Origin of the sequence: Pseudomonas sp. R3-18-08 (assembly GCF_003852065.1) — a bacterium.
Lineage (GTDB): Bacteria > Pseudomonadota > Gammaproteobacteria > Pseudomonadales > Pseudomonadaceae > Aquipseudomonas.
In genome coordinates this window covers 322,304-344,373 of the sequence record NZ_CP027729.1, presented here as the reverse complement: position 1 = coordinate 344,373, position 22,070 = coordinate 322,304, and the positions used below count along the sequence as shown (strand labels likewise).

Here is a 22,070-nt window from a genome sequence, read left to right as displayed (position 1 = left end):
TTATCTCGGCGCGCATTATGGCCTAGCTGCCGTTATACGCACCGTGTGCATTGTTAGCAGATTTTTCCTCTACTGCCAGCCAAGCCGCGCTCTACGACCACTGGCGCAGTAGCCCCCAAGGGCAGAACGCTGGTTATAATGCGGCGCCTTCGTGCAGGGCAACGTCAGATCGTTACCGTTTACTGCCAGGCTTTTTTTACCCGCTTGTCGTGTTTTTTCGATTTCGAGGGTCAACAGACTGCCTCTTGACCCAGGCAGCGGCGCCAGTCGGGCCGCTCAACCAGCCTCGCAAAGCCTTGTGTTTCGGGCCTGCGAGCTGCTTTTCAGAATTTCAGGTGGTTTTATGGACAGCATCAACAGCCGCATCGCCGAGGAACTCGGTGTACGCCCCCAACAGGTCGAAGCGGCCGTCGCGCTACTGGATGAAGGCTCCACGGTGCCTTTCATCGCCCGTTACCGAAAAGAAGTGACCGGCAGCCTTGACGATATCCAACTGCGGCACCTGGAAGAGCGCCTGCGTTACCTGCGAGAACTCGACGAGCGGCGTATCAGCATCCTTGCCAGCATCGAGGAACAGGGCAAGTTGACCCCGCAATTGGAACGCGACATCAAGCTCGCCGACACCAAGACCCGCCTCGAAGACCTTTACCTGCCGTATAAACAGAAACGTCGCACAAAGGGTCAGATCGCCCTGGAAGCGGGCCTGGGCGACCTGGCCGACGGCCTGTTCAATGACCCGTCGCTGACCCCGGAAGCCGAAGCCGCGCGCTTTGTCGACGCGCAGAAAGGCGTCGCCGATATCAAGGCTGCCCTGGAAGGCGCCAAGTACATCCTGATGGAGCGCTTCGCGGAAAACGCCAGCCTGCTGGAAAAACTGCGTACTTACCTGAAACAGGAAGCCATCCTCAGCGCCCGCGTCATCGCCGGCAAAGAGGAAGAAGGCGCCAAGTTCCGCGATTACTTCGAACACGACGAGCCCCTCAAGAGCATGCCGTCCCACCGCGCCCTGGCGATTTTCCGTGGCCGTAACGAAGGCATTCTCAGCTCCGCGCTGAAAGTCGGCGACGAGCTGCCGGGCACCATGCACCCGTGCGAGGGCATGATCGGTCAACAATTCGGCATTCAGAATCAGAATCGTCCTGCGGACAAGTGGCTCAGTGAGGTCGTGCGCTGGACCTGGAAGGTCAAGCTCTATACCCACCTGGAAACCGACCTGCTCGGCGAGCTGCGCGACGGCGCCGAAACCGAGGCGATCAACGTATTCGCTCACAACCTGCATGACCTGCTGCTGGCCGCTCCGGCGGGCCCACGCGCCACCCTGGGCCTGGACCCGGGCCTGCGCACCGGCTGCAAGGTCGCGGTGGTCGACGCCACCGGCAAGCTGCTGGACCACGCCACCGTCTACCCGCACGTACCGCACAACAAGTGGGACCAGACCCTCGCCATCCTGGCCGCCCTGTGCGCCAAGCACGCCGTGGACCTGATCGCCATCGGCAACGGCACCGCCAGCCGCGAAACCGATAAGTTGGCCGCCGAACTGATCAAAAAATACCCGGCCATGAAGATGACCAAGGTGATGGTCTCCGAGGCAGGCGCTTCGGTGTACTCGGCCTCGGAACTGGCGTCCAAGGAATTCCCGGACCTCGATGTGTCGATCCGCGGCGCCGTGTCGATTGCCCGTCGCCTGCAGGACCCGCTGGCCGAGCTGGTGAAGATCGACCCTAAATCCATCGGTGTCGGCCAATACCAACACGACGTGTCGCAGCTCAAGCTGGCGCGTGGCCTGGATGCAGTGGTGGAAGACTGCGTGAACGCCGTGGGTGTGGACGTGAACACCGCTTCCGTGGCGCTGCTCGCACGTATCTCTGGCCTCAACGCTACCCTGGCGCAGAATATCGTGACTCACCGCGACGAGAACGGCGCGTTCAAAACCCGCGCCGCGCTGAAAAAGGTCGCGCGCTTGGGCGAGAAAACCTTCGAGCAAGCCGCCGGTTTCCTACGCGTAATGAACGGCGATAACCCGCTGGATGCCTCTGCGGTTCACCCGGAAGCCTATCCGCTGGTGCAACGAATCGCTGCCGAAACCGATCGCGACATCCGCTCGCTGATCGGCGACGCCGCGTTCCTCAAGCGCCTGGACCCGAAGAAGTACACCGACGAAACCTTCGGCGTACCGACCATCACCGACATCCTGCAAGAGTTGGAAAAACCCGGCCGCGACCCGCGCCCCGAATTCAAGACCGCTGAGTTCCAGGACGGTGTCGAAAATCTCAAGGACCTGCAACTGGGCATGATCCTCGAAGGCGTGGTGACCAACGTGACCAACTTCGGCGCATTCGTGGATATCGGTGTGCATCAGGACGGTTTGGTGCATATCTCTGCGCTTTCGGAGAAATTCATCAAGGATCCCGCGAAGCGGTGAAGGCCGGTGACGTGGTCAAGGTCAAGGTGATGGAAGTCGACATCCCACGTAAACGCGTTGGCCTGTCGATGCGCATGAGCGACACCCCCGGCGAGAAAATCGACGGCGCCCGTGGTGCTCGTCCTGGCTCGGCCCCGCGCTCGTCGCAGAACACCGCGCCGCGCAAGGAAACCGCGACAGCCGCTCCGAGCAACAACGCCATGGCTTCGCTGTTCGCCAACGCCAAACAGTTGAAGAAGCGCTGATGGAGATTCCGGCCGGTTTGACCCAGAGCGCGTTCAGCGAACTGATCGGCTGCCGCCTGCAGCGCCTGGATGAGGGCATTGCCGAAGTGGCCCTGAGCCTGGCGCCGCATTTGCGCAATCGCGGCGGCAAGCTGCATGGCGGCGCGATTTTCAGCCTGGTGGACATCACCATGGGCCTGGCCTGCTCCAGCGCCCATGGGTTCGACCAGCAGAGCGCGACCATCGAGTGCAAAATCAACTATATCCGCGCCGTGGAAGACGGTGACGTACTGTGCACCAGCCGGGTGATCCACGCCGGCAGGCGCACATTAGTGGTCGAAGCCGACGTGTACCAGGGCGACAGACTTGTCGCAAAAGCACAGGGCACGTTCGCTGTCCTATAGCTCCCCGCCCATGATTTGAGTTAATTTCGGCGCTGTGACAACAGCGTCGGAATTTTCTCGCTGCGCTGTAGCCCAATTCATGGAGTGAAGTCGGCATATTCAGAGCGGGTCAAATCGACTCAGAACCAGGCGATCACGCCAGTTTCAACTTCACCCTTGTAGACCGTCTTGCCCACCCCCATATTGGGGCGACTGACGCGTGAAGGAATCCAACTTGAGCGAACTTCTCAACCGCCGCCTGGCTCTGCTCGGCAAGCGCGAACACCTCTCCCTGCTAGAGCACTGCCTGCATGGCATCGAGCGTGAATGCCTGCGCGTCACCAGCGAGGGCCGCCTGGCCCAGACGCCGCATCCGGAAGCCCTGGGCGCCGCGTTGACTCACGAACAGATCACGACCGACTACTCGGAATCGCTGCTGGAGTTCATCACCCCCGCGCTGCCCAACCCGGCCGATACCCTGAGCAGCCTGGACAAGATCCACCGCTTTGCCTACACCAAGCTGGGCAGCGAGTACCTGTGGAGCCCCTCGATGCCGTGCCCGTTGCCGGCCGAGGAAGATATTCCGATTGCCTACTACGGCACCTCCAATATCGGGCAGCTCAAGTACGTTTATCGCAAGGGCCTGGCCCTGCGCTACGGCAAGACCATGCAGTGCATTGCCGGTATCCACTACAACTTCTCGCTGCCGGAACAGCTGTGGCCGCTGCTCAAGGAAGCCGAAGGGTTTGTCGGCACTGACCGCGACTATCAGTCCACCGCCTATATCGCGCTGATCCGTAACTTCCGGCGCTACAGCTGGCTGTTGATGTACCTGTTCGGTGCCTCGCCGGCCCTGGACGCCGGCTTCCTGCGCGGTCGCTCGCACCAGCTTGAGGTGCTCGACGCCGACACCCTGTACCTGCCGTACGCCACCAGCCTGCGCATGAGCGACCTGGGTTACCAGAGCAACGCCCAGGCCGGCCTGACGCCGTGCTACAACGACCTGGCCAGCTACACCGACAGCCTGCGCGAAGCGGTGGCAACGCCCTACGCGCCCTATGTCGCAGTCGGCACGCACAAGGATGGTGAGTGGGTGCAGCTCAACACCAACATCCTGCAGATCGAAAACGAGTACTACTCCAACATCCGCCCCAAGCGCGTGACCTATACCGGCGAGCGGCCGATCCAGGCCCTGATGGCGCGAGGCATCCAGTACATCGAAGTGCGCTGCCTGGACATCAACCCATTCCTGCCGATGGGCATAGATCTTCCAGAGTCGCGCTTTCTCGATGCGTTCCTGCTGTATTGCGCGCTGAATGACAGCCCGCTGTTCGCCAATAATGAATGTGGGAATGCCACCTCCAACTTCCTCAGCGTGGTCAAGGAAGGTCGCCGTCCGGGCCTGCAATTGCAGCGTGAGGGCCAAGCGGTGGATATGAAAGAGTGGGCCACCGAGCTGCTGGAACACATCGCCCCCCTGGCCGCCCTGCTCGATGCAAGCCACGGTATCACCGAGCACAGCCAGGCGCTGGACGCTCAATTGGCGAAGGTCAATGACCCGTCACTGACGCCGTCGGCTCAGGTGCTGGCAGCGATGGCCGAGCGCAAGGAAAGCTTTGCGCAGTTCTCCCTGCATCAGAGCGAGGTGCATGCTGAGTATTTCCGCAAGGAGCCGCTTCCCGCTGAGGAACAGGCACGCTTTGAGGAACTGGCGCGTACATCGCTGGCCCAGCAGGCGGAGCTTGAGCAGAACGAGGTGGGCGATTTCGATGTGTTTGTCGGGTCGTACCAGGCGAGTATTCTGGCGATCAGTAACTAAGGTCCAACTCGGTCCATTGTGGGAGGGGGCTTGCTCCCGATAGCAGAGTGTCAGTCGCTCCATCAGTGACTGATCCACCGCTATCGAGGGCAAGCCCCCTCCCACATTTGTCTCTCATATGCTCAAAGGTTTGCTTCAATTCTTCTCCGACTAAGCTAATTCGAAAATGTTATTTATTTTCGGATTCTTAGATCATTTAGTCTCCTCACACGCCGACCCCCGGCCGCCTGATCGAGGAGCTTCCCTTTGAAACTGCTGACCCCCCTGCGCTTGCTGGCGGCGTTGTCCCTGGCCGGTGCCAGCCTGTTTGCCCAGGCGGCGGATGTGACCGTCGCGTACCAGACCACCGTCGATCCGGCGAAAGTCGCCCAGGCCGATGGCGCCTATGAAAAAGCCACCAATGCCAAAATCGACTGGCGCAAATTCGACAATGGCGCCGATATCATCGCCGCCATCGCCTCGGGCGACGTGCAGATCGGTTACCTCGGTTCCAGCCCGTTGACCGCCGCAATCACGCGCAACGTACCGGTGCAGACCTTCCTCGTCGCCACCCAGATCGGCGGTGCCGAAGCCCTGGTGGCGCGCGATGGTTCGGGGATCAACAGCCCGCAGGACCTGATCGGTAAAAAGATCGCCGTGCCGTTCGTGTCCACCGGTCACTACAGCCTGTTGGCCGCGCTGAAGCACTGGAACATCGACCCCTCGAAGGTCACCATCCTCAATCTCGCACCACCGGCCATCATCGCCGCCTGGAAGCGCGGTGATATCGACGCCACCTATGTGTGGGACCCGGCCCTGGGCGTAGCCAAAGAAAACGGCAAGGTGTTGATCACCTCCGGCGAGCTGGCCAAGTTCGGTGCACCGACCTTCGATGCCTGGATCGTGCGTAAGGATTTTGCCGAGAAGCATCCGGAAATCGTCACCGCCTTCGCCAAAGTCACCCTGGATGCCTACGCGGCGTACCGCAAAGACCCACAAGCCTGGCTCGCCGACGAAGGCAACGTCGACAAACTGGTGAAGCTCTCCGGTGCCAAGGCCAGCGACATTCCGTTGCTGCTGCAAGGCAACGTCTACCCGCTGGCCGCTGACCAGGTGACCCTGCTGGGCGCGCCGACCACCAAGGCCGTCACCGACACTGCGGCGTTCCTCAAGGAACAGGGCAAGGTCGATGCCGTGCTCCCAGACTACGCCCCTTACATCAGCGCCAAATTCATCACTAATTGAGGAGTTCATCGCGATGGCCTTGCTACAACTGGAGCGCATCAGCGCACAGTACCCAGGCGCTCCGGAACCGGTACTGGCGGATATTTCACTCGAGCTTGGGCCCCAGCAATTGCTGGTGGCCCTCGGCCCGTCCGGCAGTGGCAAGACTTCGTTGTTGAACCTGATTGCCGGTTTTGTCGAGCCCTCGGCCGGGCGCATCACCCTCGATGGCGTGCCGGTCAAGGGGCCCAGTGCCGAGCGCGGCGTGGTGTTCCAGGACGATGCCCTGTTGCCCTGGCAGGACGTACTGGCCAACGTCGCCTTCGGCCTGGAACTGGCCGGCGTGCCCAAGGCGCAACGTGAAGTGCGCGCTCGGGAAATGCTCGCGCTGGTGGACCTGGGCGGTTTCGACAGCCGCCGCATCTGGCAACTCTCCGGCGGCCAGAAGCAACGCGTCGGCCTTGCCCGCGCCTTGGCGGCCGACCCTCGTGTATTGCTGATGGACGAGCCCTTCGGCGCCCTCGACGCCTTCACCCGCGAACAGATGCAGGAGCTGCTGCTGCAAGTCTGGCGACGCACGGCCAAGCCGGTGTTCCTGATCACCCATGACATCGAAGAAGCGGTGTTCCTCGCCACCGACTTGATCCTGCTGGCGCCCAACCCCGGCCAGATCGTCGAGCGCCTGCGCCTGGACTTCGGCCAACGCTACGCGGCGGGCGAATCGGCACGGGCGATCAAGTCCGACCCGCGCTTTATCGAAACCCGCGAACACGTGCTGGGCAAAGTGTTCTCGCAACGGCAGGTGTGCGCATGAGCAGCTACGAACTCGCCGCCACGGCGGCCAAGCCGGTGACACGCGCCGTCATTCCCGTGCGGCGCCGCGTGAGCACGCGCTGGATCAGCCTGTTGACCCTGTTGGCCTTGCTGGCTATCTGGTGGGCGGTGACCGCCAGCGGGTTGATCGAGCCGCTATTCCTGCCGCCGCCCTCTGCCGTGTTGCAAAAAGGCTGGTTGCTGGCGACCACGGGGTATATGGATTCCACCTTGTGGCAGCATCTGGGGGCGAGCCTCAGCCGCATCGGCCTGGGTTTGGGCTTTGCGGTGCTGACGGCCGTGCCGGTGGGCATTGCCATCGGCGCCAACCGTATCGCCCGTGGCATTCTCGACCCGCTGATCGAGTTTTACCGGCCGATCCCGCCGCTGGCCTATCTGCCGTTGATCGTGATCTGGTGCGGCATTGGCGAGCTGTCCAAGGTACTGCTGATTTACCTGGCGATCTTTGCGCCGATTGCCATCGCCACCGCGACCGGCGTACGCACGGTCGACCCGGCCAAGTTGCGCGCCGCACAGTCGCTCGGTGCGACCCGGGCCCAGTTGATCCGGCATGTGATCCTGCCCAGCGCCCTGCCCGACATCCTCACCGGCGTTCGCATCGGCCTGGGTGTGGGGTGGTCGACCCTGGTGGCCGCCGAGCTGATCGCCGCCACCAGCGGCCTGGGCTTCATGGTGCAGTCGGCGGCGCAGTTTCTGGTCACTGACGTCGTGGTCCTGGGCATCCTGGTGATCGCGCTGATCGCCTTCGCCATGGAAATGGGCCTGCGCGCCCTGCAGCGTAAATTGGTGCCGTGGCATGGCCAGGCACACTGAGTGATGATGAATAAATGAGCAGCCTGACCGTTACCCCCCTAAGCATCGCGCTCGGCGCCCAGATCAGTGGCGTCGATATCACCCAGACACTGAGCACCGAACAGCGCGACGCCATCGAACACGCCCTGCTCAAGCATTCGGTGCTGTTCTTCCGGGACCAGCCGATCACCCCGCAGCAACAGGCACGGTTCGCGGCAAATTTCGGCGACCTGCACGTCCACCCGATCTACCCCAACGTGCCGGAACAGCCCGAAGTGTTGATCCTCGACACGGCGGTCACCGATGTGCGTGATAACGCCGTATGGCACACCGACGTGACCTTCCTGCCCACGCCAGCCCTGGGCGCGGTGCTCAGCGCCAAACTGCTGCCGGCGTTCGGTGGCGATACCTTGTGGGCCAGTGGGATTGCGGCGTATGAAGCGCTGTCCGAGCCATTCAAAGCGTTGCTCGATGGGCTGACTGCCACCCACGACTTCACCCAGTCTTTCCCACTGGAGCGCTTTGGCAACACCGCCGACGACCGAGCCCGTTGGGAAGAAGCCCGCCGAAAAAACCCACCCCTGTCGCACCCGGTGATCCGCACGCACCCGGTGAGCGGGCGTAAATCGCTGTTCGTCAGCGAAGGCTTCACCACCCGGATCAATGAACTGGAATCGGCCGAAAGCGCGGCGATTCTCAAACTATTGTTCGCCCATGCCACACGCCCGGAATTCACCCTCCGCTGGCGTTGGCAGGAAAATGACGTGGCGTTCTGGGACAACCGCGTGACCCAGCATTACGCGGTGGATGACTACCGGCCGCAGCGGCGGGTGATGCATAGGGCGACCATCCTGGGCGATGTGCCGTTCTAAATGTGGGAGGGGGCTTGCTCCCGATAGCGGTGGGTCAGTCACTATATCTATTGACTGATCCACTGCCATCGGGAGCAAGCCCCCTCCCACACTTTTAACCCAGCTGTGTCAGGTTATTCAGCGGTGGATGGTTTTTCCCACAAGTTGATCCCGCCTTCCAGGGCAAACCGATCGATCTCCGCCAATTCTTCCGCGCTGAAACTCAGGTTCTTCAACGCCCCGACGTTCTCGATGATTTGCTCCGGCCGGCTGGCACCGATCAGCGCACTGGTTACCCGTGAATCACGCAGGGTCCAGGCCAGCGCCATTTGCGCCAGGCTCTGGCCGCGACGCTGGGCGATTTCGTTGAGGGCGCGAACATGGGCGATATTGGCGTCGGACAGGTGCTTGGCCTGCAACGAACCGCCACCTGGGCGGTTGACTCGTGCGTCGGCCGGCACGCCGTTGAGGTACTTGTCGGTGAGCAAACCCTGGGCCAACGGTGTGAACGCAATCACCCCGGCGCCGAGTTCTTCGGTGGTGTCGAGCAGGTCTTTTTCCACCCAGCGGTTGAGCAGGTTGTAGGCCGGCTGGTGAATCAACAGCGGCACTTTCCACTCGTTGAGCAGCGCTGCCATCTCACGGGTTTTTACGCCGGAGTAGGACGAGATACCGATGTACAACGCCTTGCCCTGCTGCACGGCGGTGGCCAGCGCACTGGCGGTTTCTTCCAGCGGCGTGTCGGCGTCGAAACGGTGCGAATAGAAAATATCCACATAGTCGACGCCCAGGCGTTGCAGGCTCTGGTCCAGGCTCGCCAGCACGTACTTACGCGAACCGCCGCCCTGGCCATAGGGGCCGGGCCACATGTCCCAACCGGCCTTGCTGGAGATGATCAGCTCGTCGCGGTAGTGCTTGAAGTCTTCGCGCAGCAACCGGCCGAAGTTGATCTCGGCGCTGCCGTAGGGCGGGCCGTAGTTATTGGCCAGGTCGAAGTGGTTGATGCCTAAGTCGAATGCGGTGCGCAGCAGGGCGCGCTGGGTGGCGATCGGGGTGCTGTCGCCAAAGTTGTGCCACAACCCCAGGGACAGTGCCGGCAGCACCAATCCACTGCGGCCTACGCGGCGATAAGGAATAGATTCATAGCGGTTTTCGGCAGCAATGTACGTCATCGAATCCTCTCTGGGCTTGGGGCAGATAAGGCCTGGGAATAAGGTTATTCCCAGGCCTTATCTGCCTGCTGAATCGCTTAAGTCTGCCTTTCCCTTTTACAGCAAAGACCTACTTGAGAGGAACGGTGCGCCGTACGTTTTCTCAGCGCACCAGGTGCAGGAACTGCAGGTGCCGCTCGTACTGGTCGAGGATGTCGTTGATGATCTGCTCCTTGGTGTAGCCCACCAGGTCGTAGTCCTGGCTGCCCTCACGCAAGTGCACTTCCGCCCGATAATAACGGCGATTGTTGAGCTGTTTGGACCCCATGCCGCCGCGCGCAAATGAAGGCGTGAAATAGCCGCGCATCTGCACCTGGTAAACAAACGGATGCTCTTCGCCGTGGCCGATTTCCAGGCTGACGCTGTCGTTGGACGGGTCAGGCTGGGTGACGACGTTGAGGCCTTTTTCGACAAACACTGCCGTCACTTCTTCGATCGCCGGACGTACCGTGGTCTCAAGGAAGCGGTACACCTCATCCCGCGACGGGAAATGCACGGCCTGACTCAAACGCTGGCGCCAACCGCCCGTGCCCTTGCGTGAGCCCGACACCGGCGCCAACGAATGCAACTGCGCGATCTGCTTTTGCGATTCGAGGTAGAACGCCTTGTGCAGCCCCCACATCATCAGCAACAGGATCAGCGAGAACGGCAGCGAAGTCAGCACCACCGCTGATTTCAACGAATCGATACTGCCGGCAAACAGCAAGGCGCTGGTGACCAGGGCGGTCATCGCGCCCCAGAACACGCGCAGCCATTTCGGTCCGTCTTCATCGGCGTTGCCGCCCTTGGACGACAAGGTCGACAGCACCACGGTGCCGGAATCCGCCGAGGTCACGAAGAACACAAAGCTGATGAACACCGTGACCGCAATCACGGTTTTACTCCACGGGTAGGTTTCCAGCAGCAGGTACAGGCTCATCGACGGTTCATCAATGGCGGACTGGCCCAGCGCGGTCATGCCATGGTTGAGCACCTGGTCGATGGCGCTGTTGCCGAAGATCGACATCCACGCCAAGGTGAACCCCAGCGGGATCAGCAGCACGCCAAACACGAATTCGCGGATGGTGCGGCCACGGGAAATGCGTGCGATGAACAGGCCCACGAACGGCGACCATGCGATCCACCAGGCCCAGTAGAACACCGTCCAGCCACCCAGCCAGTCGCTGGGTTTGTCGTAGGCGTACACATCGAAACTCTTGGTCGGCAAGGCGCCCAGGTAGTCCCCGATGTTCTGGATCAGGGTGTTGAGCAAATGCTGGGTGGGCCCGGCAAACAACACAAACAGCAGCAGCGCGCAGGCCAGCAGCATGTTGATGTCGGACATCACCCGCACACCCTTGTCGACACCGGCCACGGCGACGATGATCGCCGCGCCCATCATCAAGGTGATCAAGCCCACCTGGATCCACTGCGTATGGGCGATACCGAACAGGTAATCCAGGCCGGAATTGAGGTGCAGCACGCCAAAGCCCATGTCGGCCCCCAGGCCGAACACCGTGGCGATGATGCCGAAGCCATCCACCGCGTAACCGATCGGGCCATTGATGCGCTTGCCGATCAATGGGTACAGCGCCGAACGCAGCGCCAGCGGCAGGTTATGCCGGTAGGCGAAGTACGCCAGGGCCATGCCGACAAACGCGAACACGCCCCAGCCGTGCAGGCCCCAGTGCAGGAACAGGATCTGCATGGCCTGGCGCGCCGCATCGGCATTCAGCGCCTCGCCCTGGGGCGGTTGCACCAGGTGGGTCAAGGGTTCGGACACGCAAAAGAAGAACAGCGTGATGCTGATCCCGGCGGCGAACAGCATGCCGGCCCAGGACAGGTAACTGAATTCGGGCTCGTCGTGGTCGGCACCGAGTTTTATCTTGCCGTAGCCCGATAACGCGGTGACCACCACGAAGACCAGATACAGGGTCATCGCCAGCATGTAGTACCAGCCGACCGTATTGGCCGCCCAGTTTTGCGCCGCCAGCAGCCAGGCACCGGCCTGTTGCGGGATAGCGATGACAGTGATGCCGAACAGCAGAATAGCCGTGGCGGCAAAGTAGAAGACGGGCGCATTCATGCGCACCTGACCGCTGGACGGGGTAGATGATGCACTCATGAACCATGCACCCCCGAGGTGTGAAATGTGGCTGTCAATAACGGACTCAGCAAAGGTAAGCCTCCTGTTGTGAGCGGGCAGCGAACCACCGGTTTAACTTGAACGAACGTTCAAGTTAAACATGGATAGGCGGTTTGGGACTAATTTCGGGGCCGAGTGGTAGGTGATTCCTACACTAGCTTAGGGATTGGTATGACGCGTGAGGTGCGGAATTCGTTCAGCAATGACGGGATGATTTTGGAATGCAGTCAAACATGTGGGAGGGGGCTTGCTCCCGATAGCAGTGGGTCAGCCAGCACATGTATGGCTGGTCCACCGCTATCGGGAGCAAGCCCCCTCCCACAGGAGATTTGTGCAGGTCGCTTATTTCTGGGCGCCATCGTCGTGCTGCAAATTCGCCTGGGTAATATTCGCCCCGGCCGGCACGCTGCGGGTCAGCCACACATTACCGCCAATGGTCGAACCCTGGCCGATGGTAATCCGCCCCAGAATCGTAGCGCCGGCGTAGATCACCACGTCATCCTCAACGATAGGGTGGCGCGGATGGCCTTTCTGCAATTGCCCATCTTCATCCGCCGGGAAGCGCTTGGCGCCCAATGTCACCGCCTGGTAGATGCGCACCCGCTCGCCGATGATCGCCGTCTCGCCAATCACCACGCCGGTCCCGTGGTCGATGAAGAAACTCGGGCCAATCTGCGCGCCGGGGTGGATATCGATACCGGTGGCCGAATGAGCGATTTCCGCGCTGATCCGCGCCAGCAGGGGCAAACCGGCGCGGTACAGATGGTGGGCCAGGCGATGGTGGATCACCGCCAGGATGCCGGGGTAGCACAGCAGCACCTCATCCACGCTGCGCGCGGCGGGGTCTCCGTGGTAGGCGGCCAGTACGTCGGTGTCCAGCAGGCTGCGCAACGCCGGCAAGGCCAGGGCGAAATCCTGGATCAGGCGAATGGCCTGGGCGTCGACCTCACGGTCATCCTGGCCGCCCTGGCGCGCGGCGTAGCGCAACTCCAGGCGGGCCTGGGCGAGCAAGGCGTTAAGGGCGACGTCGAGGGTATGCCCGACATAGAAGTCTTCGCTTTCTTCGCGCAGGTCCACCGGGCCCAGGCGCATCGGGAACAGTGCGCCGCACAAGGCTTCGAGAATCTGCGCCACCGCCTGGCGAGACGGTAGTTCGCGGCCTCCATGTTCGCCACTCAAGCGGCCATTGCGCGTTCGCCACTGGTCCCGGGCGCTGCGCAGTTGGCTGACGATGGTCTGTAGTTGCCAATGGCTGGAACGCTCACTCAAAGGGGTTTGCTCCTGAATAGGGGGGGCGCAGCGGCAAGCTGCAAGCTGCAAGCTGCAAGCAAACCGCGATCAACTTGCAGCTTGCCGCTCACAGCTTGCCCCTGAAAAGACACCCACTCTACGACATGCACTGAAAGCAGCCTTAATAACCAATTATCCCAAACATATAACCCCAGCCCATAAGCGATTGGCGGTTGCCCGATGAAAAGTGCCTGCCTATAGTCGCCCCATCACTCAGCCACCGTGCATAGCCATGATCAAACAACAGCTCGACCGCTTTAACCGTCTGGAACTGTTGGGCGGCGCCACCGCCCTGGAAAAACTCGAGCGGCTGTCGACCTGGCTGGGCAGGGATATCTACGTCAAGCGCGACGACACCACCCCACTGGCCATGGGTGGCAATAAATTGCGCAAACTTGAATACCTCGCCGCTGACGCCATCGCCCAGGGCGCCGATACCCTGGTCACCGCCGGCGCTATCCAGTCCAACCATGTGCGCCAGACCGCCGCGCTGGCCGCCAGGCTCGGCCTGGGCTGCGTCGCCCTGCTGGAAAACCCCACCGGCACCGAAGACCCCAACTACCTGGGCAACGGCAACCGGCTTTTGCTGGAGCTGTTCGACGCCAAGGTGGAGCGGGTGGAAAACCTCGACAATGCCGACGACCAACTCAACGCCCTCGCCGACCGCCTGCGCAGCAACGGCAAGAAGCCCTATCTGGTGCCTATCGGCGGCTCGAACGCCCTCGGTGCGTTGGGGTATGTGCGCGCGGGCCTGGAGCTGGCGGCGCAGATCGAAGACAGCGGCCTCGACTTTGCGGCGGTGGTACTGGCCTCCGGCAGCGCAGGCACCCACAGCGGCCTGGCACTGGCGTTGAGCGAAGCGCTGCCGAACCTGCCGGTGATCGGCGTCACCGTGTCGCGCACCGATGAAGCCCAACGTCCAAAAGTGCAAGGCCTGGCCGAGCGCACGGCCGAACTGCTCGGCATGCAGGTGCCGGAAGCCTTCAAGGTGATCCTGTGGGATGAATACTTCGGCCCGCGTTATGGCGAGCCGAATGCGGGTACGTTGTCGGCGATCAAACTTCTGGCCAGCCAGGAAGGTCTGTTGCTCGACCCGGTCTACACGGGCAAGGCCATGGCCGGCCTGCTGGACGGTATCGGGCGCCAGCGTTTCGCAGACGGGCCGATCATTTTCCTGCATACCGGCGGAGCGCCGGCGTTGTTTGCCTATGATTCGGTGTTCAACTGACTGAACACGGACCGAAATGTGGGAGGGGGCTTGCTCCCGATAGCGGTGGGTCAGTGTCCGAGGAGTTGACTGATATACCGCTATCGGGGGCAAGCCCCCTCCCACATTGGATTCGCGTATATTTCAAAAACGAATATCAAACATGATTTATATTATTTTCAAGTCTTAAAAACCGCCTTTATCATCGCGCCGAAGGCGAAGACGCGCACCGCGCTTTAAGGCAGGATACGGCTACTGCGTCACCGGCTTCGCTCACCATAAAAAACCACAGGGGCTCTTCATGACTATTTCTGTATTGCGTCGCACATTGCTGGTCGGCACATTGGGCTTGGCGCTCGGCGCAGGCATGCTTGGCCAGGCGGTCGCCGGCGAGCAACTGAACACCATCAAGAAAGCCGGCGAGATCAAGATCGGCCTGGAAGGCACCTACCCACCGTTCAGCTTTGTCGATGAAAGCGGCAAGCTCAGCGGCTTCGAGGTGGAGCTGTCCGAGGCGCTGGCCAAGGAGCTGGGCGTCAAGGTCAAGCTGCAAGCCACGCCATGGGACGGCATCCTCGCCGCCCTGGAATCCAAACGCCTGGACGCCGTGGTCAACCAGGTGACGATCTCCGAAGAGCGCAAGAAGAAGTATGACTTCTCCAAGCCCTACACCATTTCCGGTATCCAGGCGCTGACCCTGGCGAAGAATGTCGACAGCATCAAGACCGCCGACGACCTGGCCGACAAGAAAGTCGGGGTGGGCCTGGGCACCAACTACGAACAATGGCTCAAGGACAACCAACCCAAAGCCATCATCAAGACCTACAACGACGACCCGACCAAATTCCAGGACCTGCGCATCGGCCGCATCGACGCGATCCTGATCGACCGCCTGGCCGCTCTGGAATACGCCAAGAAAGCCAAGGACACCGCCGCTGCCGGCGCCGCCTTCTCCCGCCAGGAAGCCGGTATTGCCCTGCGCAAGGGCGAGCCTGAACTGCTCGACGCGGTAAACAAGGCCCTCGACAAGCTGCGCGCCGACGGCACCTTGAAGAAGTTGTCCGAGAAGTACTTCAACGCTGACGTCACTCAATAATGGAAGCAGGTTTCCAACTCGCGCTGGACTCCGCGCCCTTTCTGCTCAAGGGCGCGTATTACACGGTGATCCTCAGCCTGGGCGGGATGTTTTTCGGCCTGCTGCTGGGCTTCGGCCTGGCGTTGATGCGCCTGTCGCGCTTCAAGCTGCTGAGTTGGACGGCGCGGGTCTACGTGTCGTTCTTTCGCGGTACGCCCTTGCTGGTGCAATTGTTCCTGATCTACTACGGCTTGCCGCAAGTGGGCATCGAGCTGGACCCGATCCCGGCCGCCATGATCGGCTTTTCGCTGAACATGGCCGCCTACGCCTGTGAAATCCTGCGGGCCGCCATCGCGTCCATCGAGCGTGGCCAGTGGGAAGCCGCCGCGAGTATCGGCATGACCCGCGCGCAGACGTTGCGCCGGGCCATCCTGCCGCAAGCCATGCGCACGGCCTTGCCGCCGCTGGGCAACAGTTTCATTTCGCTGGTCAAGGACACGGCGCTGGCCGCCACTATCCAGGTGCCCGAGCTGTTCCGTCAGGCGCAACTGGTCTCGGCGCGCACCTTCGAAATTTTCACCATGTATCTGTCCGCAGCCCTGATCTATTGGATCCTGGCGAGCATCCTGGCGCATCTGCAAAATCGTCTGGAAGACCGGGTCAACCGGCACGACCTGGAGTCTTGAAGCATGATCGTGGTTGAAAAGCTGACCAAACAATTCAACGGCCAGGTAGTGCTCAACGGTATCGACCTGGAGGTCAAGGCCGGCGAAGTCGTGGCCATCATCGGCCCCAGCGGTTCCGGCAAGACTACCTTCCTGCGCTGCCTGAATTTTCTCGAAGAACCCACCAGCGGCCGCATCAAGGTGGGCGATATCGAGATCGACAGCAGCAAGCCACTCAACCAGCAACAGGGCCTGGTGCGACGCCTGCGCCAGCACGTCGGTTTTGTCTTCCAGAACTTCAACCTGTTCCCCCACCGCACCGCGCTGGAAAACGTCATCGAAGGCCCGATCGTGGTCAAGAAGATGCCACGCGAGGCGGCGACCGAGCTGGGCCGCAAGCTACTGGCCAAAGTGGGCCTGGCGGGCAAGGAGGCGGCTTATCCTCGGCGCTTGTCCGGTGGGCAGCAACAGCGTGTGGCGATCGCTCGGGCGCTGGCCATGGAGCCGGAGGTCATCCTGTTCGACGAACCCACCTCGGCCCTCGACCCCGAACTGGTAGGTGAAGTGCTGGCGACTATCCGCAGCCTGGCCGAAGAAAACCGCACCATGGTGATCGTCACCCACGAGATGAGCTTTGCCCGGGATGTGGCCAACCGTGTGATCTTTTTCGACAAGGGCGTGATCGTCGAACAGGGTGAAGCCAAGGCGCTGTTCGCCAGCCCCAGGGAAGAACGCACCCAGCAGTTCCTGAGCAAGTTTCTCGCCCATTGACCCAGCTTTTTGTGGCGAGCGGGCTTGCTCGCCACAAAAAGCCGCTCCTACACAGAAACGCCATTGCTGCCGGTAAAACACCACGCTGCGGCCCTCTTGAAATACCCCTTCCAGTCAGACCCTTCTGAATATCCTCCAACCCGCCGTTTAGCCTTTTGCCGCCATTGACGTCCCCGGCCCAACCCTCTTATCTAGCGTCCAGAGGATTGGATCCTATCCCGGCTACTCACTGAATCGTTCTTTCGGCCCCTTTGCGCACCCGCGCCCAGGCCTGGAACGATTGCTGCTGGCTGCATCAAGGAGATCACTTATGACGCACACTACAACCCCGGCCATGCTGACCGCACCCACCCTGCCCCAAGCCGTTCGAAACGGCATCAGTGCCCACGCGGCTGCCCAATTGCAGGTCGACATCGCACCTTACCCCGGCATGGAAGAAGGCGACCTGATCGAGCTGTTCTGGAACAACTGCTTTGCCGCCTCACGCCGGGTGACCGCCGGCAAAATCGGCACGCCTACCCACCTGCGAGTGCCGGAAAGTTTTGTACAGGATGGCCCGGCGCGGGTTCATTACCAGATCATGCAGATCGGCCACGGCCCGGCGCGCTCGGCCACCACCCAGGTCCGGGTCAAAACCAACTACCCGGGCGGCGCGCCGTCGGCCCTGTACAGCGACGAAAACCAGAACCTCGCGCCGGTCAGCCTGCCCGAGACCATCCGCCGCCAGGGCGTCAACAGTCGCCAGGTGCAACGTGGAATTCCGCTGAGCATCGAGCCGTACGCGAACATGGCCAGTGGCGATGCCATCACGCTGCGCTGGGGTGACGTGCGCATGGACCTGCCCAACATCCAGGCCAGGGACGTCGGCCTGGCGGTGCAGGTCTGGGTGCCTTCGACAGTCATTATCGAAGGCGGTGACGACTGCCGCCTGGAGGTGACGTACTGCATCCTGGACCGCGTCGGCAACAATTCGCGCTGGGCGCCAGCCCGCACCTTGCGCATCGCCGCCTGGGTTCCCACGCCCCCTGGCGCAGCCAAGGACGTGTATCAACCCCGCCCTTTCGGCTCTCCCTGCGAACCGGGGTGACGCGCCTTCTATGCATATTCCTAAAAGTTAGTTTATTTAAAAAATAAACACGCTTAGGGTATATACACCGGACCACCGGACATTCCTGATTTTTTGTTTTTATTTCATTGAATGCGAGGTCGGTATGGTCAGAATTACCCCGGTGCATAACGCCAGGGCATTACGTGCAGCCAAGGAGCGGCGCTGATGTCTAACTTGGCTCTAACACCCCTCCAGAGTGATCTGGACGTAGCCCCACTGTTGTTGCCGGCCACGGTGCTGCGCAACGACGCCCAGGCGCTGAGCGCCGCCCATGAGCTGGCCGACGCCGCGCGCCTGCAGGCCGCCAAGCGCGACCAGCAACGCCAATTGCCCTGGGCGCAGGTCGAACAGTTCACCCGCAGCGGCTTGGGCAGCATTTCCATTGCGCGTGAATACGGCGGCCCGCAGGTTTCATTCGTCACCCTGGCCGAAGTCTTCGCGATCATCAGCGCGGCCGACCCGGCCCTGGGGCAGATCCCGCAGAACCATTTCGGCATCCTGCACCTGTTGCAAAACACCGCCAGCGAGCGCCAGAAAAAGCAGCTGTTCCAGAGCGTGCTCGACGGTTGGCGCATCGGCAATGGCGGTCCGGAACGCGGCACCAAAAATACCCTGGAGCTCAAGGCGCGTATCACCGCCGAGGGTGACGGCTACGTGGTCAGCGGCCAGAAGTTCTACTCCACCGGCGCTCTGTTTGCGCACTGGGTGGCCATCAAAGCCCTCAATGACGACGGCAAGCAGGTCATGGCGTTCGTGCGCCGTGGCAGCGAAGGGCTGCGCATCGTGGATGACTGGTCGGGCTTTGGCCAACGCACCACCGCCAGCGGCACCGTGCTGCTCGACCGGGTCCCGGTGGACGCAGAACTGGTGGTGGACAACTGGCGCCTGGGCGAAAGCCCGAATATCCAGGGTGCCGTCTCGCAATTGATCCAGGCGGCCATCGACGCCGGCATTGCCCGTGGCGCACTGGACGACACCATCGCCTTTGTACGTGAACGCTCGCGCCCATGGATCGACGCCAAGGTCGAACGGGCCAGCGACGACCTGTATGTGATCGCGGACATCGGCAAGCTGAAAATCGAACTGCACGCCGCCGAGGCGCTGTTGCGCAAGGCCGGCCAGGTGCTGGACCAGGTCAGCGCTGCGCCGATTACCGCGCAGTCCGCTGCACGCGCCTCGATTGCCGTGGCCGAGGCGAAAGTGCTCACCACTGAGGTGGCGTTGCTGGTCAGCGAAAAACTCTTCGAGCTGGCCGGCAGCCGCGCCACCCTCGCCGAATTCAACCTTGACCGGCATTGGCGCAATGCGCGGGTCCACACGCTGCATGACCCAGTGCGCTGGAAGTATCACGCGGTGGGCGCCTATCGCCTGAACGGCACTTTGCCGGCTCGCCATTCCTGGATCTGACCGACCAGACATCTGGAGAACATCATGACTTTCTCTCACCCCGTCGCGGTCATCACCAGCGACGAACAAGCCCTTATTGTCGCCAGCGACCTGGCTGAAGACTTCCGTCGCGACAGCGCCCAGCGCGACCGCGAGCGCCGCCTGCCCTTACCCGAACTGGACGTGTTCTCGCGTTCCGGCCTGTGGGGCATCAGCGTGCCCAAGGCCTACGGCGGCGCTGGTGTGTCCAACGTCACCCTGGCCAAGGTCATCGCCTTGATCGCCCAGGCGGATGCGTCCCTGGGACAGATTCCGCAAAACCATTTCTACGCCTTGGAAGTGCTGCGCGTGAATGGCAGCCCGGCCCAGCAACGCAGCCTGTATGCCGAAGTATTGGCCGGCCAGCGTTTCGGCAACGCCCTGGCGGAATTGGGCACGAAAACCGCTCATGACCGCGTCACCAAAATCACCCGCGACGGTGACGGCTTTCGCATCAGCGGCCGCAAGTTCTATTCCACCGGCGCGATCTACGCCCAGCGCATCCCCACCTCGGTGGTGGATGAGCACGGTGTGCAGCAACTGGCCTTCGTGCCCCGCGACAGCGCGGGCCTGAGCGTGATTGACGACTGGAGCGGCTTCGGCCAGCGCACCACCGGCAGCGGCTCAGTGGTGTTCGACAACGTGTGGGTGGCGGCGCAGGACGTGATCCCGTTCCAGAGCGCTTTCGAACGCCCGACCACCGTCGGCCCCTTGGCGCAGATCCTTCATGCCGCCATCGACACCGGTATCGCCCGCGCCGCCTTCGAAGACGCGCTGCATTTTGTGCGCACCAAGACCCGTCCCTGGATCGACTCGGGCAGCGACAAGGCCACCGATGACCCATTGACCTTGAAGAGCTTCGGCCACTTGAGCATTCGCCTGCACGCCGCCGAAGCGCTGCTGGAGCGCTCGGGCGAATTTCTCGACCGCGCCCAGGCCGACAGCAATGCCCAGACCGTCGCGGCCGCCTCCATCGCCGTCGCCGAAGTGCGCGCCTTGAGCACCGAAATCTCCCTGGCCGCCGGCAGCACGCTATTTGAACTGGCCGGCAGCCAGGCGACCCTGGCCGAGCATGGCCTGGATCGCCACTGGCGCAACGCTCGCGTGCACACCCTGCATGACCCGGTGCGCTGGAAATACCACGCGGTGGGCAATTACTACCTCAACGATGAAAACCCGCCGCTGCGGGGGACTATCTGATGAGCAAGAAAAAAATCCTGCTCAATGCCTTCAACATGAACTGCATCGGGCATATCAACCACGGTTTGTGGACCCATCCACGGGACACGTCCACCCAGTACAAGACCCTCGAGTACTGGACTGACCTGGCAAAAATCCTCGAGCGCGGGCTGTTCGACGGTTTGTTTATCGCCGATATCGTCGGCGTGTATGACGTGTACCAAAAGTCCATCGACGTGCCGCTCAAGGAAGCAATCCAGTTGCCGGTCAACGACCCGCTCCTGCTGGTCTCGGCCATGGCGGCCGTCACCCGGAACCTCGGCTTCGGCCTCACCGCCAACCTGACCTACGAGCCGCCGTATCTGTTCGCCCGGCGCATGTCCACCCTCGACCACCTGAGCCGGGGCCGGGTGGGTTGGAACATCGTCACCGGCTACCTCGACAGCGCCGCCAAAGCCATGGGGCTGACCGAACAGGTCGAGCATGACCGCCGCTATGACCAGGCCGATGAATACCTGGAGGTGCTGTACAAACTCTGGGAAGGCAGCTGGGAGGATGACGCGGTGGTCAACGATCCCCAGGCGCGGGTGTATGCGCAGCCGGGCAAGGTGCACAAGGTCGAACACCATGGCGAGTTCTACCAGGTGCAGGGCTATCACCTGTGCGAGCCATCGCCGCAGCGTACGCCGGTGCTGTTCCAGGCCGGCAGTTCGGACCGTGGCCTGCAGTTCGCCGGGCGCCATGCCGAGTGCGTGTTCATCAGCGGGCAGAACAAGGCCGCGACCCGAATCCAGGTGGACAAAGTGCGCGCCAGCGCGGTGGAAGCCGGGCGCAATCCGGATGACATCAAGGTGTTCATGGGCCTGAACGTGATCGTCGGCGCGACCGAGGAACTGGCCTGGGCCAAGCACGCCGAGTACCTCAGCTACGCCAGCGCGGAGGCCGGCGTGGCGCACTTTTCGGCGTCCACGGCGATCGACTTTTCCGAGTACGAACTGGATGAACCGATCCAGTACGTGAAGAGCAACGCCATCCAGTCGGCGACCAAAAACCTGCAGAACAACGACTGGACCCGGCGCAAATTGCTCGAGCAGCACGCCCTCGGTGGGCGCTACATCACGCTGGTGGGGTCGCCCGAGCAGGTCGCCGACGAACTGGAATCCTGGATCAGCGAAACCGGCCTGGATGGCTTCAACCTCACGCGCATCGTGACGCCGGAGAGCTATGTGGATTTCATTGATCTGGTGGTGCCGGAGCTGCAAAAGCGTGGTTCGTACAAGACTGAATATGAGCAGGGAACGCTGCGCGAAAAAGTCTTCCATGGCACTGCGCGTCTTCCCGAACAACACACCGGGTCTACCTATCGACACTAACCCCTGTAGGAGCGAGCTTGCTCGCGAAGATCGTTAACGATAACGCGGTGCATCTGGTTTACCGAGGCGCCCTCAAGTTTTTCGCGAGCAAGCTCGCTCCTACAATTGGAAAT

At 61.9% G+C, this 22,070-nt stretch carries 17 protein-coding genes and 2 pseudogenes; 16 read left to right on the top strand and 3 right to left on the bottom strand.

Annotation, left to right across the window (positions count from 1 at the left end; translation table 11 throughout):
• The first annotated feature begins 343 nt into the window (after nt 1-343).
• From C4J92_RS01450 to tauD, 7 genes and pseudogenes are all read left to right on the top strand, one after another.
• Nucleotides 344-2,667, top strand: a pseudogene (locus tag C4J92_RS01450) (Tex family protein).
• On the top strand, nt 2,667-3,050 hold the full coding sequence (locus tag C4J92_RS01445) for a PaaI family thioesterase (RefSeq protein WP_124402730.1): 384 nt from the start codon (nt 2,667-2,669) through the stop codon (nt 3,048-3,050). The pseudogene C4J92_RS01450 and the gene C4J92_RS01445 overlap by 1 nt, the downstream one beginning before the upstream one ends.
• Before the next feature lie 214 nt (nt 3,051-3,264).
• The gene (gene gshA / locus C4J92_RS01440) at nt 3,265-4,848 is read left to right on the top strand and encodes a glutamate--cysteine ligase (RefSeq protein WP_124369209.1); all 1,584 of its coding nucleotides are present in this window, start codon (nt 3,265-3,267) and stop codon (nt 4,846-4,848) included.
• A gap of 246 nt (nt 4,849-5,094) precedes the next feature.
• A complete protein-coding gene (gene tauA, locus C4J92_RS01435; protein ID WP_124402729.1) occupies nt 5,095-6,072 on the top strand; it encodes a taurine ABC transporter substrate-binding protein in 978 nt (325 codons plus the stop codon).
• A 13-nt stretch (nt 6,073-6,085) separates the two neighbouring features.
• Nucleotides 6,086-6,865 carry a taurine ABC transporter ATP-binding subunit gene (tauB, locus tag C4J92_RS01430; protein ID WP_124402728.1) on the top strand — a complete coding sequence of 260 codons (780 nt, stop codon included), beginning with the start codon at nt 6,086-6,088 and terminating at the stop codon, nt 6,863-6,865.
• Nucleotides 6,862-7,698: a taurine ABC transporter permease TauC gene (tauC, locus tag C4J92_RS01425; protein ID WP_124402727.1), complete on the top strand. Its 837-nt coding sequence runs from the start codon at nt 6,862-6,864 to the stop codon at nt 7,696-7,698. Before tauB ends, tauC begins: the two co-directional genes overlap by 4 nt.
• Before the next feature lie 14 nt (nt 7,699-7,712).
• On the top strand, nt 7,713-8,549 hold the full coding sequence (gene tauD, locus C4J92_RS01420) for a taurine dioxygenase (RefSeq protein ID WP_124402726.1): 837 nt from the start codon (nt 7,713-7,715) through the stop codon (nt 8,547-8,549).
• Nucleotides 8,550-8,662: 113 nt separating this feature from the next.
• Here the strand turns inward: tauD and mgrA are convergent, their stop codons facing one another.
• The 3 genes from mgrA to epsC all read right to left on the bottom strand — a co-directional run bounded on the left by mgrA (nt 8,663) and on the right by epsC (nt 13,133).
• On the bottom strand, nt 8,663-9,700 hold the full coding sequence (gene mgrA, locus C4J92_RS01415) for an L-glyceraldehyde 3-phosphate reductase (protein ID WP_124402725.1): 1,038 nt from the start codon (nt 9,698-9,700) through the stop codon (nt 8,663-8,665).
• Nucleotides 9,701-9,842: 142 nt separating this feature from the next.
• On the bottom strand, nt 9,843-11,804 hold the full coding sequence (gene betT, locus C4J92_RS01410) for a choline transporter BetT (RefSeq protein ID WP_164487677.1): 1,962 nt from the start codon (nt 11,802-11,804) through the stop codon (nt 9,843-9,845).
• Between the two features lie 402 nt (nt 11,805-12,206).
• Nucleotides 12,207-13,133, bottom strand: a complete 927-nt coding sequence (gene epsC, locus C4J92_RS01405) for a serine O-acetyltransferase EpsC (protein WP_124360785.1) — start codon at nt 13,131-13,133, stop codon at nt 12,207-12,209.
• Nucleotides 13,134-13,386: 253 nt separating this feature from the next.
• On the opposite strand from epsC, the gene C4J92_RS01400 reads away from it, so the two are divergent.
• The 9 genes and pseudogenes from C4J92_RS01400 to C4J92_RS27095 form a co-directional block, all read left to right on the top strand.
• The gene (locus C4J92_RS01400) at nt 13,387-14,382 is read left to right on the top strand and encodes a D-cysteine desulfhydrase (RefSeq protein ID WP_124402724.1); all 996 of its coding nucleotides are present in this window, start codon (nt 13,387-13,389) and stop codon (nt 14,380-14,382) included.
• A gap of 280 nt (nt 14,383-14,662) precedes the next feature.
• Nucleotides 14,663-15,457 (top strand): cystine ABC transporter substrate-binding protein, encoded by a 795-nt coding sequence (tcyJ, locus tag C4J92_RS01395; RefSeq protein ID WP_124402723.1) that lies wholly within the window; start codon nt 14,663-14,665, stop codon nt 15,455-15,457.
• Nucleotides 15,457-16,122: a cystine ABC transporter permease gene (tcyL, locus tag C4J92_RS01390; RefSeq protein ID WP_003187646.1), complete on the top strand. Its 666-nt coding sequence runs from the start codon at nt 15,457-15,459 to the stop codon at nt 16,120-16,122. Before tcyJ ends, tcyL begins: the two co-directional genes overlap by 1 nt.
• 3 nt (nt 16,123-16,125) lie before the next feature.
• Entirely contained in the window at nt 16,126-16,872 is a 747-nt protein-coding gene (tcyN, locus tag C4J92_RS01385; protein WP_124402722.1) for an L-cystine ABC transporter ATP-binding protein TcyN, read from the top strand.
• Nucleotides 16,873-17,182: 310 nt separating this feature from the next.
• Complete coding sequence (locus tag C4J92_RS01380; protein WP_124369199.1) at nt 17,183-17,959, top strand: hypothetical protein; 777 nt, start codon at nt 17,183-17,185, stop codon at nt 17,957-17,959.
• A 186-nt stretch (nt 17,960-18,145) separates the two neighbouring features.
• Nucleotides 18,146-19,387, top strand: a complete 1,242-nt coding sequence (locus tag C4J92_RS01375) for an SfnB family sulfur acquisition oxidoreductase (protein ID WP_124402721.1) — start codon at nt 18,146-18,148, stop codon at nt 19,385-19,387.
• A gap of 24 nt (nt 19,388-19,411) precedes the next feature.
• Entirely contained in the window at nt 19,412-20,605 is a 1,194-nt protein-coding gene (locus C4J92_RS01370) for an SfnB family sulfur acquisition oxidoreductase (protein WP_124402720.1), read from the top strand.
• Nucleotides 20,605-21,957 carry an LLM class flavin-dependent oxidoreductase gene (locus C4J92_RS01365; RefSeq protein WP_124402719.1) on the top strand — a complete coding sequence of 451 codons (1,353 nt, stop codon included), beginning with the start codon at nt 20,605-20,607 and terminating at the stop codon, nt 21,955-21,957. Before C4J92_RS01370 ends, C4J92_RS01365 begins: the two co-directional genes overlap by 1 nt.
• A 17-nt stretch (nt 21,958-21,974) precedes the next feature.
• Nucleotides 21,975-22,064: pseudogene (locus C4J92_RS27095) on the top strand (outer membrane lipoprotein carrier protein LolA); the annotation flags it as partial.
• Between the last annotated feature and the right edge of the window lie 6 nt (nt 22,065-22,070).

Bases quoted from the DNA above. Each gene is read 5' to 3' on its own strand.
- C4J92_RS01445 (WP_124402730.1), top strand. From the start codon at position 2,667: ATGGAGATTCCGGCCGGTTTGACCCAGAGCGCGTTCAGCGAACTGATC.
- tauB (WP_124402728.1), top strand. From the start codon at position 6,086: ATGGCCTTGCTACAACTGGAGCGCATCAGCGCACAGTACCCAGGCGCT.
- tauC (WP_124402727.1), top strand. From the start codon at position 6,862: ATGAGCAGCTACGAACTCGCCGCCACGGCGGCCAAGCCGGTGACACGC.
- tauD (WP_124402726.1), top strand. From the start codon at position 7,713: ATGAGCAGCCTGACCGTTACCCCCCTAAGCATCGCGCTCGGCGCCCAG.
- mgrA (WP_124402725.1), bottom strand. From the start codon at position 9,700: ATGACGTACATTGCTGCCGAAAACCGCTATGAATCTATTCCTTATCGC.
- betT (WP_164487677.1), bottom strand. From the start codon at position 11,804: ATGAATGCGCCCGTCTTCTACTTTGCCGCCACGGCTATTCTGCTGTTC.
- C4J92_RS01400 (WP_124402724.1), top strand. From the start codon at position 13,387: ATGATCAAACAACAGCTCGACCGCTTTAACCGTCTGGAACTGTTGGGC.
- tcyJ (WP_124402723.1), top strand. From the start codon at position 14,663: ATGACTATTTCTGTATTGCGTCGCACATTGCTGGTCGGCACATTGGGC.
- tcyL (WP_003187646.1), top strand. From the start codon at position 15,457: ATGGAAGCAGGTTTCCAACTCGCGCTGGACTCCGCGCCCTTTCTGCTC.
- tcyN (WP_124402722.1), top strand. From the start codon at position 16,126: ATGATCGTGGTTGAAAAGCTGACCAAACAATTCAACGGCCAGGTAGTG.
- C4J92_RS01380 (WP_124369199.1), top strand. From the start codon at position 17,183: ATGACGCACACTACAACCCCGGCCATGCTGACCGCACCCACCCTGCCC.
- C4J92_RS01375 (WP_124402721.1), top strand. From the start codon at position 18,146: ATGTCTAACTTGGCTCTAACACCCCTCCAGAGTGATCTGGACGTAGCC.
- C4J92_RS01370 (WP_124402720.1), top strand. From the start codon at position 19,412: ATGACTTTCTCTCACCCCGTCGCGGTCATCACCAGCGACGAACAAGCC.
- C4J92_RS01365 (WP_124402719.1), top strand. From the start codon at position 20,605: ATGAGCAAGAAAAAAATCCTGCTCAATGCCTTCAACATGAACTGCATC.